The organism is Mesobacillus boroniphilus JCM 21738 (assembly GCF_000517385.1).
In the GTDB taxonomy this organism is placed as follows: Bacteria; Bacillota; Bacilli; order Bacillales; family Cytobacillaceae; genus Mesobacillus; species Mesobacillus boroniphilus.
Genome location: NZ_BAUW01000080.1, coordinates 1 through 17,777, shown reverse-complemented (window position 1 = coordinate 17,777; position 17,777 = coordinate 1). Strand labels below are relative to the sequence as shown.

Below are 17,777 nucleotides of genomic sequence, written 5' to 3'. Positions count from 1 at the left end.
TGTAATTTCCTATTAAACGAAAAAAGAACCGGTTAAGTAGCCGGTTCTATTGCTGTACATTTTTATTTTCAGTGAACCATTGATCGATTTTATGCAGCATCCTGTTCACAGCTGGGCGTCCGATAGCTTTGGAAGCTCGGCAAGGATTGCCTGTTTTGGTGCTATCACTTCTTCACCTTTTTTCTGAAGTATAAGGATACTTTTAGCTGCCTGCTTGCTTTTGAACAATGAAGCTGGAAGCTGTAAAACACCCTGGACAATCAGATGGTTTTTAATGAACTCATGGAGCATTGGGGCTTGTTCACTTTCAAAAAGGCCATTAGGATCATGAAGAACAAATACCCGCCTTCTTTCACATGCTTCGTACTTTGCTCGATAAACATGTGATGAGAGTATGTATGGCCTTCTTTTGCTTTTACTTCATATTGCTCCGCTCGAAGGTCATTTGGATAGTAGCCCACTGGAAGGTCACAAACCACTGCATCTGCCGGATCGACAAACAATGGTTCAAGGCTGTCCTGATTAAAAAACTCGACCGGATGCTTCTGAAGATTGGCATTCACGAAAGCCAGGCGGATCAACAGGTCATCAATTTCAACACCGACAGATTCGATTTCCTTGTCAGTCTGCTGATTCAATACTGTAGCGAGAAGGTTTCCAGTTCCGACCGCAGGGTCAAGGAGCCTGAATGACTTCTTGGCGACAAACTTATTGACCAGGTAGCCAATGAACATGCCGACAGAATCTGGGGTCATTTGATGGTTCGGCTGGGTATGCTCCTTCATTCCCTTCAAAATTGCAAGCTGGAAGCCTTTGCGGATTTCCTCATTGCTAAAAGAATCAAGGTTGATTTCCTTATATACTTTATCAAGCCTTTTCGTTGTTACTTCATTCAGTTCGTCTTGAAGCACCGTGCCCTGAAACATGTTTTCCCCACTTTCAGCCAGCGCTTCCAAATATGTAGATGATAACTCTTCTTTTAAAATATCTGCAGTTGTATTGAATGCAGTAAATAATTGTTCGACCGGAGTCATACTCACTTTTCTTCCTCCTGATTTGAATAGATATTTATATATTTTAGCCGTGTTTTGCTCTGTGTACAAGGTATATGGCTGGTAATAGAAATGCGCAAGTACTGGAGCGAGATTTTTTGGTAAGATCTATGGGCCACATTTCTAGTTCTCCGTCTTCTGTTTGTCTGATCGAGCCCTTCTATCGGACACTTTTCCTCGTCTCCCGCTACAAGTTTGTCCGATAGAGCATAATGAAATTGTTGAAATTCAGACATTCCTACTCTCAAAGCAAAACAAGCCGCAGTTTTTTTCTGCGGCTTGTTCCCTGGTTGTATATTAGTTTGCTTGCTTTGCAGCCTCTACTGCTGCTTCGTAGTTAGGGTGATCTGTTGCTTCGCTTACATACTCTGCGTATGTTACTTTGTCGTTTGAATCAACAACAAAGACTGCGCGAGCGAGCAGGCGTAGTTCTTTGATTGCTACTCCGTAAGCTTCTCCGAATGAAAGCTCGCGGTGGTCAGACAATGTCTGGACATTTTCGATTCCAGCCGCACCACACCAGCGCTTTTGCGCGAAAGGAAGATCCACGCTGACTGTCAAAATCTTAACGTTATCAAGGGTAGCAGATTCTTCATTGAAACGGCGAGTCTGTGCATCGCAAACTCCTGTGTCAAGTGAAGGTACTACACTGATTAAACGTACTTGTCCTTTAGAATCTTGAAGTGTCACTTCAGAAAGGTCGTTTGCAAGCACTTTAAAATCTGGTGCCTGGTCTCCAACCTTTACTTCATTTCCTAGCAATGTAACTGGGTTCCCCTTAAATGTAACAGATGCCATACCTGCTCATCCTCCTTGTCCATTATATGTACAGTGTTAATATATCTTTTAAAGAATTTTTTTGCAATTATTTTACTAAAAGGAGACCATGAATCAACATACATAGCTAAGCTGCCTTTCCGCTGGAAAAGGCAGCTTTCTGCTAAATTGTTGGTTTTCCCATTACTCCGTGAATTCACCTGCTTAAAGATCCAGGTCTGTTTTCGGACCGTTGTAATCAGACTGAGACTGACCCTGGCTTTTGTTCTGGCTGCCATCCTGGCTGTTCTGGTCTTTCTTTGACATCATTTGCTGGATTTTTTCAACGGCCTGTGGAGCCAGATCAAGTATCTTCTCGTACAAATGTGTGCTTTCATCAAGGTGAAGCATTTTTACACCCTTAGAGTTGACGATCAAGAAAGCAATAGGCGTGATTGATACCCCGCCACCGCTGCCTCCTCCAAATGGGTGCTGGGCACCTCCAGACTGTCCTCCTGAGCCACCAGAACCTCCAGATCCGCCGGATCCTCCTTTAGAACTTTCCAAAACAAATTCGCTTCCACCAGCGGCAAAACCGAAGCCTACCTTTGAAACTGTCAGGATCACACTTCCATCCGGTGTTTCTACGGGGTCTCCAATGATTGTGTTAACATCAATCATTTCTTTCAAGCTTTCCATGGCAGTTGTCATTAATCCTTGAATTGGATGGTCGGACATTCCTGTTTCCTCCTTATTTTAGACAGAATTAGTATTATCACCAGAAAGAGCGGATAGTGGCTTTGATTTAAATTCTGGCCAGCCGCCTTTCCAATATTTAACCAGTTTTATTCCTGCTAAAATAGCATGCCCGACTCTGACTTGAATCATACATTTAAAACTAGTAATCGAAACAGTGTGCTGGAAGTTGGGTGTAATCGTCATGACAGGCATTTCTTTCATTTTCATATAGTTGCTTAGGAGCCCAACCACTCCGCCTTTGACTGCCCAAAAGGCACCTGTGATCACTCCTGTGGCTGCTGCATCCGATACTCCAACCATAGTGTGCCATTCGATATTTCGAATCGTAACCTTTTTTAAAAATTCCGGACGATTTTATGGAGACCAGCGACGTGGGTGATTAGCTGCTCGAAATCATGAAGGCTGTCAAGTAAATTATTTTTATCAACCTGAGTTGTTTTTTGTTGTTTCATACTTTCATCTGGACCTGTTTTAATTTTTTGCTCTGCGATGATTGTCGGAGAATTATCATCGATTTTCACCACAGGAACTTCTATTTTAAACTTGATTAATCCGCCCCATGCTCTGATTGTTACGTTAAAATGATCATTATCATTGCCGTGGAAATAATCTAAAAAAATCTTAACTTTCGTAAAAAAGATTATAAGTACAATCACAGTGAGAAGCAGTATGGCAAGCAGCACCCATTTCATCGTCCTCCACAACCTTTCAGCCTATTATTATCAACAAAAAGGCAAAGAAATAAACCTGCCTCAGCAGGTTCATTTCATCGTGGTTCATATATGACAGTTGTATCGGCAAATAGGTCATGCAGTCCCTGTTTCTTTTTTGTAAATGCAACTACGATATACAAAACGATGATGGTCGCTGAAATGAAACGGCCGATCCACTCGCGGAAAATAACGGTTCCCCACGTAAGAGCCTTGCCGTCAAGCTCTACCACTTTCAAGCCAAAGACCATTTTCCCCAGGGTCTGGCCGAAGTACTTTGTCATTAACACAAAATATAAATAGAAGACGACAGCTGTCGCGATGGCCATCGGTGAAAGGATCCCATCTTCAGTCAACGGTACATCCAGTGCCCGAAACACAGGATTTATGATCATCCTGGTGACGCTCCCAATTACAATCAAGTCAAGCAAATACGCCCAAAAACGTGTCCAGAAACCCGCATAGAGACCAGCATATATATGATTCTCGCGTTCAGCTTTGTCATGTTCATAAACCTCAGGCTGTGGGTTGCTTTGTACTTGTATATTGCTAGATTCAGACTGAGGTACTAGATGTTCCGTTTCAGTCTGAAAATGCGTCTTGTCATCTGAGTTTCCGGACCCATCCATGACTTTTTTTGGTTCAGATTGAGAGGGTACATTGTCCAGGTCTTTAAAATCATCCGAATTCATATATTATCCCTCCTTATTCCGCATATAAATACATTAGGCGTGGAGAATTAGGCTGGGACAATAACTTCATTAAGCCAGCCATTTCTGCGTCTTTCCCCATGATTTTTTGTGTTCCCATGCTGAAAAACGAACCAAATCCCATGCTTTCTGTGTATTTCACGACAGTAGCATCACCGAGTTTTTCGTCCTTCCTGACATTCTCGATGACATCCTCAAGATAACCGAATCCGTCGATTAACATCAGCTGCTTTGCCTGACGTCCATCGTATATCCGGCCATCCGCAATTTCCTTGACCCGTTCAACAGACATATCGCGTCCTTCTGAAATGACTTTAACGAATCCCTCATATGAGTTATTGATCATCGATTGGAGGATTTTGCGCTCATCCTCTGTCATCGGCCTTGATGGGCTCATAATATCCTTGTATGGCCCACTTTTGATGGTGGTGAATTCAACGCCATACTTTTCGGCAAGACCCGCATAATTAACTCCCTGCATGATGACACCGAGGGACCCTGTAAGCGTTTCAGGGCTGGCAAAAATTTTATCAGCAGGCGCAGACACATAATAACCTCCAGAAGCGGCCATCGATCCCATCGAAACATAAATTGGCTTTTTCGTTTCCTTCTGGATTTCCTTGATTTTGTCATGAATTTGCGCACTTTCCACGACACCGCCGCCAGGTGAATTCACCTGCAAAATAATAGCCTTAACATCATCTGCTTCTTTAACATAATCAAGCTGCTCCATGAATGATCTATGATTATAGAGCGGACTTTCAAAAAATGATTCGGCATCTCCTGTATCCTGAATTACCCCATTGATGGACAATACCGCTATCTTGCTCAGCATGTCACCTTCTTCGATTATTTCTTCCGCAAACATTTCTTCAGATACCGCAAACATGTCCTTAAAAGCATTTTCCGCGTCACTGAATGCCACTGTGGACAGAAGATTTATAACTGTTGACGCAATGAATAATCCGACGGCTATTCCCAATGCCGCCCATCTTTTACCATTCATCTTGAAGCCCCCTTGTAAGTTTCTCGTACTTTCAAAACCTTATGTAAAAATGATAAACTGAGGTCAATACCATTATTTTAGCAAAAGATTTCAAAAGTGGGTAAAATTATGGAAGAAATACGAATTGTTTGGAGGAACTTATATGCCAGATCGCCGTAATATTTATTTTCACCATACACCCGACACAACTATGTTGGAAAAAGTTAGACCTCTTTATGAGCTGGCCCGGCGTTATGATTTTAATATCGTGACCGACTATCGCACTGCAAATATTATCGTTAGCGTTGGTGATGACGGTACCTTCCTGCAGGCTGTCAGAAAGACCGGCTTCCGGGATGATTGCCTGTATGCCGGCATTTCAGTTACAGGCTCCCTTAATATGTATTGCGATTTCCATCTCGAGGACACAGATAAAATGATTGAAGCAATCACAAATGCACAAATCGAAGTCAGGCGCTATCCGACGATAGAGGTAACAATCGATGGTGATACGACATTTGACTGCTTGAATGAATTCAGCGTCCGTTCAGCGATCATCAAAGCTTTTGTTATGGATGTATTTATAGACGACAAGCACTTTGAAACCTTCCGCGGAGACGGAATGATTGTTGCTACCCCTACGGGAAGCACAGCGTATAACAAGTCGGTCAATGGAGCAGTTGTCGACCCGCTGCTGCCTTGCATGCAGGTAAGTGAGCTTGCATCAGTGAATAACAACCATTACCGCACTCTCGGCTCATCCTTCATCCTTGGCGGTGACCGGAAGCTTACCTTCAAGGTTGCCCAGGACGGAAATGATTATCCAATCATGGGAATGGATAACGAAGCGTTAAGTATCCAGCATGTCGAAAAATTCGATGTGAAACTAAGCAATAAAATTATTAAGACTGTAAAACTGAAAGATAACTCCTTCTGGGAAAAAGTGAAGAGGACCTTTTTATAAGAAGAGAGCTGCGGAAATCCGCAGCTCTCTTCTTTCACAACGGCATTCCTTTTTCTTTTTTCCACTTAACAGTCAACGCTGATGCCAGCTTTGTCCTTGATAAAGAGTAAAGGATCAATGCTGACCAGATAAAGGTGAAGGCAAGCAAGTGGATTGACGAGAATGTTTCGTGATAGACGAAAACTCCAAGGAACAGCGTCAATGTTGGTGCAATATATTGAAGGATCCCAAGGGTTGCGAGCGGAATCCTTTGCGCACCCTTGGCGAAAAAGAGCAATGGAACTGCCGTAGCCGCCCCAGCGCCTGCCAGCAGCAGCGTAGTCGACAATGTACCAGAAAACAGTGAGTTCGTTCCCTGATTCATGAGGTAGCCAATATAGATGGCTGCGAGCGGCATAACGACCAATGTTTCGAGCGCAAGCCCGACAGCAGAATCTACCTTGATCATTTTCTTCGCCAATCCGTACAGGCCAAAGGAAATGGCGAGTGATAGAGCAATCCACGGAAATTGTCCGTATGATATCGTCATAATCAATACACCAATTGCTGCGAGCGCAAACGATATAAATTGCAGCAAGGATAGACGTTCCTTCAGGAATACCATTCCAAGAAGGACACTTACAAGCGGGTTGATATAATAGCCGAGGCTTGCTTCGATCATCTGGTCTGTATTCACAGCCCAGATGTACATGAACCAGTTAATGCTGATTAGCATTGATGCCACAGCCAGGGTGGCTAATTGCTTTTTGTTTTGCGCCAACCCGAGCAGTGTCCCTGTGAAAAGTCTCCATTTCTTATTAAGTACCAGAATAATGGCGATGAAGAAAAACGACCAGAATACACGATTAGCCAGGATTTCATCAGCATTTACATGATCTAAAAGCTTCCAATAAACGGGCAGGAATCCCCATAATATATAAGAAAAAGCTGCGTATAGGACACCAGCTTGTTGTTCGGTCCTTTTTTCCATCCGAACAGCCCCCTAATCTTTCTAGACTCGAAATAATATCATTATAAATGGGAACGCTGCTGACTGACAATCTTTTTTTCGGACCAATAACAGACATTTTATGCACACTGGTTAATCCCATAATGAAAATAACCCTGACCGGGTTATTTTTCATTTCTTGTTTTTTAACTTGAAGTTATAGCCAAATGTCTCTTCGGCAGAGGATATTTTATAGCCGAAACCAGGCTTAAAATCCAAGAATATTTTACTTGGTAGGGATTCCAGCGATTTTTCTGGTACGAAAAAGTTAACACCGCTTTCTGTTATCACTTCATCATCAGCCTGTTTTTTTTCGATTTGCAATTGGATGTCCGTTGCGATCGAACATGTCCCTACAAACTCTGCTAAAATTCTTATTCCTTCTCCATCTCCGAATTGGACCTTGTTTAACTCTTCCAATGCAGCCTCTCTAATTTTGATTTTCATAAATAATCACCCCTTCTATATTAAATATACCCAAGATTTCATACTCAACGCATTGTCTGCTTCAACCAATGAAAACCAAAACTAAGAGGCAGACCATATTGGCCTGCCTCAGGTGCTATATTATTTACTTTGCGCCTTCCAATTCCTTCTTCCGCAACTCGATGCGGCGGATTTTACCGGAAGTTGTTTTTGGCAGTTCTTCAAGGAACTCTATTTTTCTCGGATATTTATATGGTGCCGTCAATCCTTTCACATGCTGCTGCAGCTCAGCCACAAGGTTTTCCTGTTCAGAACTTACGCCGTCACGCAGGACAACAAATGCTTTGACGATATGTCCGCGGATTTCGTCCGGTGATGCGACTACGGCACATTCTTTTACATAAGGATGCTTTACCAATGCATCCTCAACTTCGAAAGGCCCGATCGTATATCCGGAGCTTATGATTATGTCGTCGCCGCGCCCCTCAAACCAGAAATAGCCTTCTTCATCTTTGCTTGCTTTGTCACCTGTTACGTAATAATCGCCACGGAACTGCATCGCTGTCCGCTCCGGATCCTTGTAATAGTTTTTGAACAACGCAGGTGTCTCAACATGGACAGCAATGTCCCCAACTTCTCCTGGAGCGCAAGGCTCACCATTTTCATTTATTATCTCGACAGTGTTTCCAGGCGTTGGCTTGCCCATCGATCCCGGTCTCAGTTCCATGCCTTTTGTTACGCCGACAAGCAATGTGTTTTCTGTCTGTCCATAACCGTCACGCACCTCAACATTGAAATGCTTTTTAAATGTATCGATTACTTCACGGTTAAGCGGTTCTCCCGCTGAAACCGCACTGTGGAGTCCTGGAAGGTTAAAATCACTTAAGTTTTCTACCTTCGCCATCAGACGATATTCTGTTGGGGTGCAGCAAAGGACATTCACATTGTATTTTTGTAAAAGTGATAAATACTTTTGCGGCTCGAATTTTCCCTGGTAAACCAGGCCAGTTGCACCGGTTCCCATAACGGATAAAAACGGGCTCCAGATCCACTTTTGCCAGCCGGGACCTGCTGTGGCCCAGACAGTGTCTCCATCTTCAATGCCAAGCCAGTTTGTCGCTGCTGTGCGAAGATGCGCATATGCCCATCCATGCGTATGGACAACCCCTTTTGGATTGCCAGTCGTTCCGGAAGTATAGCTAAGAAATGCCATATCATCCCGTTCAGTAGCCGCGAGAGAAAGATCAGCTGAAGCATTTGCCATTTCGGCATCAAGATGGACCCAGCCATCTTTCTCGTCTCCAATAACGAACTTAGGCAGATTATCCGCTTCCTCGATTCCTGCGAATTCCTCAGTAAAAGGAGCATAGCTGACAATCGCTTTTACGTCGCCATGGTTGATTCTGTATTGAAAATCCTTCGTTCTTAGCATTTCCGAACTAGGGATGACAACTAACCCCATTTTCAAGGATGCAATATAAACCTGATATGCCTCAATCAATCTCGGTACAACGACGAGTACTACATCACCCTGCTGCAAGCCATGTTTCAAGAAAACGTTTCCAATCTTATTCGCATTATTTAGAAGTTCACGGTATGTAATCTCTTTCGTGCTGCCTGCTTCATCTTCCCAGACAATCGCTTTTCTTTCCTGATCCTGAGCGAAGCGCTCCATTTCAGATACAAGATTATACTTTTGTGGTGCAATCAATTGTTCCCTGTTCATACTCTTCCCCCTCATATTGTTTTGTTAAGGCTGGTGTCGCTGATGTGACTACTCGCCTTTTATATCCCCAATTCCTATTATACAAAATTATTTAAAAATTTAAAATTATATGATAACACTTTTTCAATATAATGATTTATGCATAAAAAGAGCGAGGCATCTGCCCGCTCCTTGTAGCCATATTATTAATTTTTTAAATTAGCGAGAGAATCCGCCACCAAGTTGTTGTTCAGCCATTTGAACCAAACGTTTAGTGATCTCTCCACCTACAGAACCGTTAGCGCGAGAAGTAGTTTCTCCGCCTAGCTGTACACCAAATTCAGAAGCGATTTCGTACTTCATTTGGTCAAGAGCTTGTGATACTCCAGGTACTAGAAGTTGATTTGAGCTGTTGTTGTTTGCCATGTGTTTCACCTCCTTGTGAGTATAGAGTGTGTAAAAACACATGGCTTAATTCAAAACTTTAATTGGTAATTGTTCACAAATTCATCATAATTTAAAATAGATCATCCGTTGAATCATCTTTTCGTTCCGAAGCCGGTTTGAGAACCATACGCTCAGTTCCTTCGACGGCTTTTTGAATCAATTCCTCGAAGTCAAAGAAGCTTTCAAAGTTTTGAACCTTATCGAGCTTTGGCTTAGTTTTCGGTGATGAAGGAACAAAAACCGTACAGCAATCCTCATATGGACGAATCGATATATCATGGGTATCGATATCATGAGCAATATCCATGATCTGAAGTTTGTCCATTGTAATCAAAGGTCTGATGATTGGTGTAGAAGTTACTTCATTGATCGCATACATACTTTCAAGCGTTTGGCTTGCTACTTGCCCAAGACTTTCACCAGTGATGATCGCAAGGCCGCCTTGTTTTTCCCTGATGGCGTCCGTAATGCGGAGCATGAGTCTCCTTGTCGTTGTCATCGTATAGTTTTCAGGTATTTGTTTGTGGATGGCCTGCTGGATTTCAGTGAACGGCACAATATGAAGTGCGAAATGCCCATTTACCTCAGCAAGTTTTTCTGAAAGATCGATAACCTTTTGTTTCGCTCGCTCACTTGTAAATGGCGGACTGAAGAAATGGACGCCTTCCACCTCTAGCCCCCTTTTCATTGAAAGGTAACCTGCTACAGGACTGTCGATTCCCCCGGAAAGCATCAGCATCCCTTTGCCCGCGGAGGCAGCAGGGAGTCCGCCGGCACCTTTTATCGTTTCTGCCGAAATATAGGCAGCTTCTTTCCTGATTTCAATCTGGAGGTTTATATCAGGGTTGCGGACGTCCACTTTCAAGTCATCAACATTCCTTAAAATATGGCCTCCGAATTCCGAATTGATCCCGTTTGTATCCAATTCAAATGTCTTGTCCGAGCGTTTAGCAGTGATTTTAAAAGTCTGGCCAGGCTTATGAATCTTCCTGAAAAGTTCCAGTGCAGCATCTTTCATTTTTTCGAGATCCTTTTCAACTTTAACAGCCGGGCTGAAGGATTGAATCCCGAATATTTCTTTCAACTTCTCTGCAATTCCGTAGCTATCCTCACCATTAAGAAGGATGAACATGCGGTCGCGTTCTGCCTTGATGGCTATATTCGGATAGTTGCTTAATGCTCTTTTAATATTTTTTCTAAGTCGATCAATGAATTTATTCCTGTTTCTTCCTTTAGTCGATATTTCTCCATACCGAACCAAAATGCGGTCATACATCATTTCTTTACTACCTCGCTTAAATGTTTTACTGTCTCAGCAATTGCCTTTGCTGCCAGCTCAGCTTCTTCTATTGTATTGCTGTATGTCAGGCTGACCCTGATCGCGCTTTCCGCTTCATCTCGCGGCACTCCCATTGCCAGCAAAGTCTTGCTAGCAGCTTTCTTTTTGGAAGAACAGGCGCTAGTTGTCGATACATAAATATCTTTTTCTTCTAACGCATGTACAAAGGTTTCTGCCTTCAGTCCCTTGATTGAAAAGTTCAAGATGTGGGGTGCACGATTCTCCATTGGCGTGTGAACAGTGATTTCCTTGATTTGGCTAATACCACTTCTTAATCTTTCCATCGCAGCTTCCATTTGATTCAGTTTTTCTTTTCTCTGTTCAAATGTCATCCTTAGTGCTTTTGCCATTGCAACCATGCCTGCTACATTCTCTGTTCCGCTTCGCTGCTTCCATTCCTGGTTCCCGCCGGAGAATAGAGGAGACAAACGGACGCCTTCTTTTATAAACAACGCACCTGTCCCTTTCACCCCATGGAATTTATGCCCCGATATGGTAGACAAATGGATTCCGGCTTCGTAAAAGTCCAATGGCACCTTTCCAACTCCCTGAACAAAATCAACATGAAAAAATGCTTTTGGGTACTTTTTAAGCAAGCTTCCAATTTCCTCTATAGGCTGAATCGTGCCGACTTCATTATTGACATGGATTACAGACACGAGGATGGTAACATCACGCATTTCTCTCCCGATCGAATCAGCGCTGATAAAGCCATTACCATCGGGTTTTACATACGTTATCTCAAAGCCAAGCGATTCTAACTGTACCATGGCATTATGGATTGAAGCATGTTCAATGCTTGTGGTAATGATATGCCTGCCTCTTTCCCGGTGCGCCATCGCGATTCCTTTTACCGCAAGATTATTGCTTTCCGTTCCTCCGGATGTGAACAGGATTTCCGTTTCTTTTACATTCAGCAGCTTGCCGACCTGGGAACGCGCCTGCTGAAGCAGCTTCTCTGCCTGCCCACCGATTTTATGAAGTGATGAAGGATTTCCGAAAAAATCTTCTGAGACTTTTAAAAATGAATCCAATACTTCCTTATAGGGTTTAGTTGTTGCGCTGTTGTCTAAGTAAATCATCGTATCCCCCTTGTTCAATCGTATATGCCAACTTGAAATCTTATCATAAGAAGTAATCATTGAAAATAATCAGAATTGACATTATATAGTATGCCCGGAAGATTGAAAAGCGCAAGCGCCTTGGTCAGCCCCGACAAGCACTGGAGGGCCTGACAGTGAAGTCGTTCTTTGACTTCATTGGCAGGACCGAAGTGACTCGAGGGGCTAGGCGCTGGAGCTAGACACTAATCTAAGTGGATAAATTTTTACTGTTTTATCCAGCAAAAAACAGGTCTCCATGACGGAGACCCAAGTTTTCATCACTCTTTTTCAGCTAACATTTGCTCAATTCTCTTCAGGGCACCAGGATCTACTTCCTCAATCGAAGTAGCCGCCTGTTCAAGTGCATCGCGATAATCGTAATTCCGGAAATACTCTTCTGCTTCACGGAGTCCCCGGTCAACCGAAGGATAACGGCTGCGGTACCTGTTGCCATATTGAATGACTCGCTCAGCCAGCATTACTGTCTCGACGATCTCTTCAGTCGATGCTTCAAGTTTTTCAACCGTCAGCACAGCGATTTCCAAATACTGTTGGACAACAGGAATATCAAGTGGCTTTTCCTCGAGCTTTTCATTGACCTGTTTGATGCTCTCATTGGCATCTTCAAGAAGGTATTTGTATTCCTGTGACATACCAGGCATATTGCTTTTGGAGACGATACGGATCAGCTCGGAAATCTTTTTCGACAGATCACATACTTTATCCCTAGCCGCCATTTCATCCTTTCTTAAGGCACTCAACTTTTCCATCAATACTTTTTGCTCTTCAACAAGCGAATCAAGCTGCTGCTTTGCTTCTTCAAGCTCCAACATTATCAAACTTTGCGCTGTGTCGTTTTCAGTAATTCGGTGATCGATTAACTCAAAGCGCTTAAGCAGGCCTTTGAGCTGTTGTTCTACATTCGTTTGCGCCGACAACTCTTTATCATTCAGGTGATAGCTCTCCTGGATATGCTTTGTCTCTTCTTTCAACGTCTTGCTCTCTGCTATTGCTTTTACAAGTGTTTCTTTTGCCTCGTGTTCAGTCTTCGAAATGTATTGTTTAGCCAGGACCTCAGCTTCTAGGAGATCGAATAACTTCTCAACACGTTCCTTTAACCCCTGAATGCCCTCTTCAGCGATTTCAACATCGCCCTTTTCCAGGGACGCCAGATATTCAGTCAATTGCTTTCCGATTTCCTCGACCTCTTTTTCTGCGTTCAGATGGTCAAGTACATATCCCTGTGCAGCCATCTCCCTGACTCCGTCCTTCAGGTCACTGACTTGGGCAGGAATGACCGACTGGCAATCATGCAGCAGCGCTGGAATGGATTCCATCTTGCTGTATACCTGTTCAAGCATTGCCTGGATGGATAACACAGTTTCCCTTGCTTCAAGGTAATTGCCATTATCCGTCTTCTCATCAAACTCGATGAATTTTGCCTGGATGTTTTCAAGCATTGTTTCGAGACTAGCCTCTGCACTGCCAAAGCTGTGGCGGTGTGACAGAAGATTTTTCTTATTTTCCCTGTATTGCTCCTTCAGGCCATCGATTTCTTCCCGGTTTTTCTCTTCGCTTCCAACAAGTTCATTCAATTCACCGAGAATTTTTTTAATCTTATCCTCTGTTTCAGTGAGCTTGCGATCAATGACGGCAAGAGACTCCTTCGCCTTTTTGAATCTGTATTTGTCAATGTACTCCTCCGCATCGAACAAATAATCTTCGATGCCTGGCAGCTTGGACGTAACAAGTTCATCCCATTCCTGGCGCCAGCGCTCGAAAAGCTCCTCTGTCTGGCCCGTCATGTTCAGCTGTTTTACTTTTGACATTTCATCCAGCACCGGCCGTTCATGATATCGATTTTCCATGACTCATACCGGTCGACCTCACTGTAATACTTCCGTTTCATAAAATATCCGATTAAAAAAAGAATTATCAATATAGCTATTCCGCCGATTATGTACTCCATTGTTATCCCCCTGGCCTCACAAATTCCAAGTTCTGAATCCTTCTATATAAAATGAATTTATAAATGCGTGTATAATGTATTTATATTACCATGTAACCGACAATTTTTGACTATTAAATTCATATTTTTTGTTGAAATTATCCGAATTAAGCCGATTTAACTTGAAATCTTGCATAAAACATTACTTTAGGAGGCCTGAAATCATGAAGGATGGGCACGTACATACATCTTTTTGCCCGCATGGCACTAAAGATCATATTGAAGATTACGTCAAGAGAGCCCTTGAGCTTGAATATACAGAAATCACGTTTGCTGAGCACGCCCCTCTACCGGAAGGATTCATAGATCCTACTCCAATGAAGGATAGCGCAATGAGTTATGAGGATTTGGAGCCATACTTTGAAGCTATCGAAGAAGCGAAGGTAAAGTACCACGGCAAAATTAAAATCAATTCTGGTTTCGAGATTGATTTTATCGAAGGATATGAGATACAGACTGCCAATTTCCTTAACGAGTTCGGTCCTCGTCTCGACGACGCCGTTCTATCCGTGCATTTTTTGAAAAATGAGTCTGGAGCATATGATTGCCTGGATTACAGTCCAGAACGTTTTGGAGAAATGGTGGAAGCATACGGTTCTGTGGAAAAGGTCCATCGCCATTACTATCAAACTGTATTGAAATCCATTCTTGCTGACCTGGGTCCATATAAACCAAAAAGAATCGGGCATATTACCCTGGCGAATAAATTCCGCTTAAAATACCCTGTCGAGCTGGAATGTACTGAAGAAATCATTGAAATACTGGAGAATGTTGCGAAGCAGGGCTATGAGTTAGATTATAACGGGGCGGGAACAGCAAAACCTCTATGCCGAGAGCCATATCCTCCAGACTGGGTAATTAGCGAAGCCAAAAAGCGTGGCATCAGACTCATCTACGGATCAGATGCGCACCAGGCTAAGGAGCTTGGACAGGGACTTGATATAATGCTTGTAAAAAATAAGGAAACCGGCAGCTTTACCGGTTTCCTATATATTGATCAACATTTTCTGCTCCACTTGATGACCGGTACAAAGCGTTCCTTTGATCCATTGTGAAATCTCATAGCTAAGCATATCGGCAAAGTATTTTTCATGAGGCTGCACATGCAGGACCTCCGTCACATAATGGGTATTCAAAAACGGCATCGACAGCAGCCCTTTTAACTGAAGTATGCTGAACTGGCTAGAATGCTTTTTAAATTCCCCATTCGCCATACCAGCTTCAAGAACCTTTTTTAAACATATAGCGTTCTTTTACATGGTATGTGGACATAATTTCCCTGACAACCTGGGAGTCTATTGTCATCTCTCTTAAAATAAACCTTGTCAATTGAATGTTTTGACACTGGTACCTCAATACATTGTCAACCATCGCCTTCAGGCAGCTCTCCGCACCGCACTCCAATAACGTAAAGCCCTTTTCCAATTCTTCAAGATAGCTTTCAAAAAAAGCGGTAAAACAATTTTCGAGGAGTCCATTCTTATTCCGGAAATAGTATGAGATATTCGCTGCATTCACGTCTGCCTTTGCCGCAATATCCCTTACAGATGTCCCATTGAACCCTTTCGTATTGAATAAGTAGATGGCCGCATCAATAATCGCAGCTTTTGAATTCTTTCTCATTTCTCCCCCCCTCACTTTCCGTAATTAACCTTACTGTTTACCTTTCTGGAAATCATTTAAATTTCCTTTATAAAAAGCTCGACAAAGTCTCCATTGTTTCGCTGATTTTTGATACAATGTAGATTAAAACTTCAAGAATGAGGGGGAAAAACTGTGTTTAAAGTCGAAACGTACAGCGACAGCCGTGAAAAAAATTACGATTTATTGATAAAACAACTAAAAGCATTGGTGGAAGATGAAAAGAATGCGATTGCGAATTTTAGCAACGCCTCAGCTTTATTGAACCAATTTCTCGACCGCGTCAATTGGGTCGGCTTTTACCTGATGGAAGATGGCGAGCTTGTCCTCGGACCATTCCAGGGACTTCCTGCCTGTGTAAGAATCCCGCTCGGCAAAGGAGTTTGTGGTACAGCCGCATCAAAGCAGGAAACATTAAGGGTTGATGAAGTCCATGCCTTCCCGGGCCACATCGCATGTGATGCCGCGTCACAATCGGAAATTGTTGTCCCGATGCTCATAGACGGCCAAGTCATCGGAGTTCTTGATATTGATTCACCGGAAAAAAATCGCTTTGACGAATTAGACCAGCAAAAGCTCGAGGAATTTGTTGACATGCTTGGGCAATATATAAAATGACATTGATAAACCCTCCCTTTTTCGGGAGGGTTTTGTAATATAAATCTTAAATTGATCCTGTCTCCATAGTGCTTTCTTTCCTGACAGCTTCGAATGCTGCTTCAAGGTCATCTCTGATATCCTCCCACGCTTCCAAACCTACTGAAAGCCGGAGCATGTTGTCTTTTATACCCATTTTTTCTCTTGCTTCTTTTGGCACTACAGCATGAGTCATTGTGGCCGGGTGCTGGATCAGTGTTTCCGCATCGCCCAAGCTGACTGCTATTTTTATGAGCTTCAACTTATTGATGAATGCCTGCGCTTCTTTTTGGCCTCCTTTGATGTTGAAGGAAATAAGGCCGCCCGGCTTGCGCATTTGCTTTTTGGCAATTGCATAATCAGGATGCTTAGGGTCGCCGGGGAAAATGACTTCTTCGACTGCAGGATGATCAGAAAGATACGCTGCCAATTTTTCCGCATTGTCACAATGGCGATCCATCCTTACCGGCAATGTTTTCAAACCACGAAGCAATAACCATGCATCAAATGGTGAAATTACACCGCCAATGTCCTTTTGTGTTGTCATCGATATTTTAGTCATGATCTCCTTCGGCCCCACTGCTACGCCAGCGATGACATCACCATGTCCGCAAATATACTTCGTTGCGCTGTGAATGACGAAATCACAGCCTAGCTCGAGCGGATTCTGGAGATACGGCGAGCTGAATGTATTATCAACAACTACCGGAATCCCTTTTTCCTTCGCGACGTCCGCGACCATTTCCAGATCAACCAGTCTCATTGTCGGGTTGATCGGCGTTTCGATATAGATGACTCTTGTCTCATGGGTAATAGCAGCCAATACTTCTTCTCTCGTTGACATCATTGAAAAGTCATGGTTGATCGCATATTTTTCTTTCATGAGCTGCAGAAGTCCGAACGTACAGCCATACACGCCCTGTGAGCACAGAATATGGTCGCCAGTGCGTGTCAGTGCTACTAATATCGCAGAGACAGCAGCCATCCCCGATCCAAACGCCAAGGCTTTTTCCCCTTTTTCGATCGTTGCCATCCGCTCCTCAAGCATTGCAACTGTTGGGTTTCCAAGACGTGAATAAATGAATCCTTCCTCTTCTCCGGCAAAGCGCCTTTCACCCTGTTCAGCTGTATCGAAAGTGAACGTACTTGTTTGAAATAACGGAGGCGCAAGGCTTCCCCTGAATTCGTCCGACTTATATCCAGAATGGATAACTTTTGTTTCGAATCTTTTCTCTCCCATTACGATTCCTCCTATATATTCTGTAAACGCTTACAATTCACCCCCATAATCAGGATATGACATTTACCCTGATATGGAAAGTAATTTCATTCACACCAACTTAAAAAGTACTGCGGTTTGTTAAATGAACAAAAAGCGCAAGCGCCTCGCTCAGCCCCGACAAGCGCTGGAGGGACGACCGGTGAAGTCGCTCTTTGACTTCATCGGGCGGACCGAAATCGAAAAGTATAGCCGACTGTCCAGAAACGCAGAAACTGGAGACTCCGACAAAGAAGCGCTTTTTGCTTCTGCCGGCGGAATTGAAGTTT

18 protein-coding genes and 1 pseudogene are annotated in these 17,777 nt (G+C 43.2%); 3 read left to right on the top strand and 16 right to left on the bottom strand.

The window, feature by feature from the left end; genetic code table 11:
- Positions 1 to 105: 105 nt before the first annotated feature.
- From JCM21738_RS26125 to sppA, 7 genes and pseudogenes are all read right to left on the bottom strand, one after another.
- Positions 106 to 1,034, bottom strand: a pseudogene (locus tag JCM21738_RS26125) (class I SAM-dependent methyltransferase).
- A gap of 315 nt (positions 1,035 to 1,349) precedes the next feature.
- A complete protein-coding gene (tpx, locus tag JCM21738_RS17310; protein WP_023626985.1) occupies positions 1,350 to 1,850 on the bottom strand; it encodes a thiol peroxidase in 501 nt (166 codons plus the stop codon).
- A gap of 183 nt (positions 1,851 to 2,033) precedes the next feature.
- Positions 2,034 to 2,546 (bottom strand): GerW family sporulation protein, encoded by a 513-nt coding sequence (gene ytfJ, locus JCM21738_RS17305; RefSeq protein ID WP_023626984.1) that lies wholly within the window; start codon positions 2,544 to 2,546, stop codon positions 2,034 to 2,036.
- A gap of 18 nt (positions 2,547 to 2,564) precedes the next feature.
- Positions 2,565 to 2,867 (bottom strand): DUF2953 domain-containing protein, encoded by a 303-nt coding sequence (locus tag JCM21738_RS26120; RefSeq protein ID WP_243463059.1) that lies wholly within the window; start codon positions 2,865 to 2,867, stop codon positions 2,565 to 2,567.
- Positions 2,868 to 2,902: 35 nt separating this feature from the next.
- Positions 2,903 to 3,259 (bottom strand): hypothetical protein, encoded by a 357-nt coding sequence (locus tag JCM21738_RS26115; protein WP_243463058.1) that lies wholly within the window; start codon positions 3,257 to 3,259, stop codon positions 2,903 to 2,905.
- A gap of 74 nt (positions 3,260 to 3,333) precedes the next feature.
- The gene (locus tag JCM21738_RS17295; protein WP_439646010.1) at positions 3,334 to 3,822 is read right to left on the bottom strand and encodes an RDD family protein; all 489 of its coding nucleotides are present in this window, start codon (positions 3,820 to 3,822) and stop codon (positions 3,334 to 3,336) included.
- A 160-nt stretch (positions 3,823 to 3,982) separates the two neighbouring features.
- Positions 3,983 to 4,993, bottom strand: a complete 1,011-nt coding sequence (gene sppA, locus JCM21738_RS17290; protein WP_023626981.1) for a signal peptide peptidase SppA — start codon at positions 4,991 to 4,993, stop codon at positions 3,983 to 3,985.
- 142 nt (positions 4,994 to 5,135) lie between these two features.
- On the opposite strand from sppA, the gene JCM21738_RS17285 reads away from it, so the two are divergent.
- The gene (locus JCM21738_RS17285) at positions 5,136 to 5,936 is read left to right on the top strand and encodes an NAD kinase (RefSeq protein WP_023626980.1); all 801 of its coding nucleotides are present in this window, start codon (positions 5,136 to 5,138) and stop codon (positions 5,934 to 5,936) included.
- Positions 5,937 to 5,970: 34 nt separating this feature from the next.
- On the opposite strand, the gene rarD is transcribed toward JCM21738_RS17285, so the two are convergent.
- The 7 genes from rarD to ezrA form a co-directional block, all read right to left on the bottom strand.
- A complete protein-coding gene (rarD, locus tag JCM21738_RS17280) occupies positions 5,971 to 6,906 on the bottom strand; it encodes an EamA family transporter RarD (protein ID WP_023626979.1) in 936 nt (311 codons plus the stop codon).
- 150 nt (positions 6,907 to 7,056) lie between these two features.
- The gene (locus JCM21738_RS17275) at positions 7,057 to 7,371 is read right to left on the bottom strand and encodes an iron-sulfur cluster biosynthesis family protein (RefSeq protein WP_023626978.1); all 315 of its coding nucleotides are present in this window, start codon (positions 7,369 to 7,371) and stop codon (positions 7,057 to 7,059) included.
- A gap of 124 nt (positions 7,372 to 7,495) precedes the next feature.
- A complete protein-coding gene (gene mbcS / locus JCM21738_RS17270; protein WP_023626977.1) occupies positions 7,496 to 9,076 on the bottom strand; it encodes an acyl-CoA synthetase MbcS in 1,581 nt (526 codons plus the stop codon).
- 198 nt (positions 9,077 to 9,274) lie between these two features.
- On the bottom strand, positions 9,275 to 9,481 hold the full coding sequence (locus tag JCM21738_RS17265) for an alpha/beta-type small acid-soluble spore protein (RefSeq protein WP_023626976.1): 207 nt from the start codon (positions 9,479 to 9,481) through the stop codon (positions 9,275 to 9,277).
- A gap of 91 nt (positions 9,482 to 9,572) precedes the next feature.
- Positions 9,573 to 10,781: a tRNA uracil 4-sulfurtransferase ThiI gene (gene thiI / locus JCM21738_RS17260; RefSeq protein WP_023626975.1), complete on the bottom strand. Its 1,209-nt coding sequence runs from the start codon at positions 10,779 to 10,781 to the stop codon at positions 9,573 to 9,575.
- The gene (locus JCM21738_RS17255; protein WP_023626974.1) at positions 10,778 to 11,923 is read right to left on the bottom strand and encodes a cysteine desulfurase family protein; all 1,146 of its coding nucleotides are present in this window, start codon (positions 11,921 to 11,923) and stop codon (positions 10,778 to 10,780) included. Before JCM21738_RS17255 ends, thiI begins: the two co-directional genes overlap by 4 nt.
- A 299-nt stretch (positions 11,924 to 12,222) precedes the next feature.
- Positions 12,223 to 13,812, bottom strand: a complete 1,590-nt coding sequence (gene ezrA, locus JCM21738_RS17250) for a septation ring formation regulator EzrA (protein WP_369385774.1) — start codon at positions 13,810 to 13,812, stop codon at positions 12,223 to 12,225.
- A 304-nt stretch (positions 13,813 to 14,116) separates the two neighbouring features.
- Between ezrA and hisJ the strand changes: the two genes are divergently transcribed.
- Positions 14,117 to 15,007: a histidinol-phosphatase HisJ gene (gene hisJ, locus JCM21738_RS17245; RefSeq protein WP_081742153.1), complete on the top strand. Its 891-nt coding sequence runs from the start codon at positions 14,117 to 14,119 to the stop codon at positions 15,005 to 15,007.
- A 166-nt stretch (positions 15,008 to 15,173) separates the two neighbouring features.
- On the opposite strand, the gene refZ is transcribed toward hisJ, so the two are convergent.
- Entirely contained in the window at positions 15,174 to 15,575 is a 402-nt protein-coding gene (gene refZ / locus JCM21738_RS27500; protein ID WP_369385773.1) for a forespore capture DNA-binding protein RefZ, read from the bottom strand.
- 153 nt (positions 15,576 to 15,728) lie between these two features.
- Between refZ and JCM21738_RS17235 the strand changes: the two genes are divergently transcribed.
- Positions 15,729 to 16,211 carry a free L-methionine (R)-S-oxide reductase MsrC gene (locus JCM21738_RS17235; RefSeq protein WP_023626970.1) on the top strand — a complete coding sequence of 161 codons (483 nt, stop codon included), beginning with the start codon at positions 15,729 to 15,731 and terminating at the stop codon, positions 16,209 to 16,211.
- Positions 16,212 to 16,257: 46 nt separating this feature from the next.
- On the opposite strand, the gene megL is transcribed toward JCM21738_RS17235, so the two are convergent.
- Positions 16,258 to 17,469: a methionine gamma-lyase gene (gene megL / locus JCM21738_RS17230; protein WP_023626969.1), complete on the bottom strand. Its 1,212-nt coding sequence runs from the start codon at positions 17,467 to 17,469 to the stop codon at positions 16,258 to 16,260.
- Between the last annotated feature and the right edge of the window lie 308 nt (positions 17,470 to 17,777).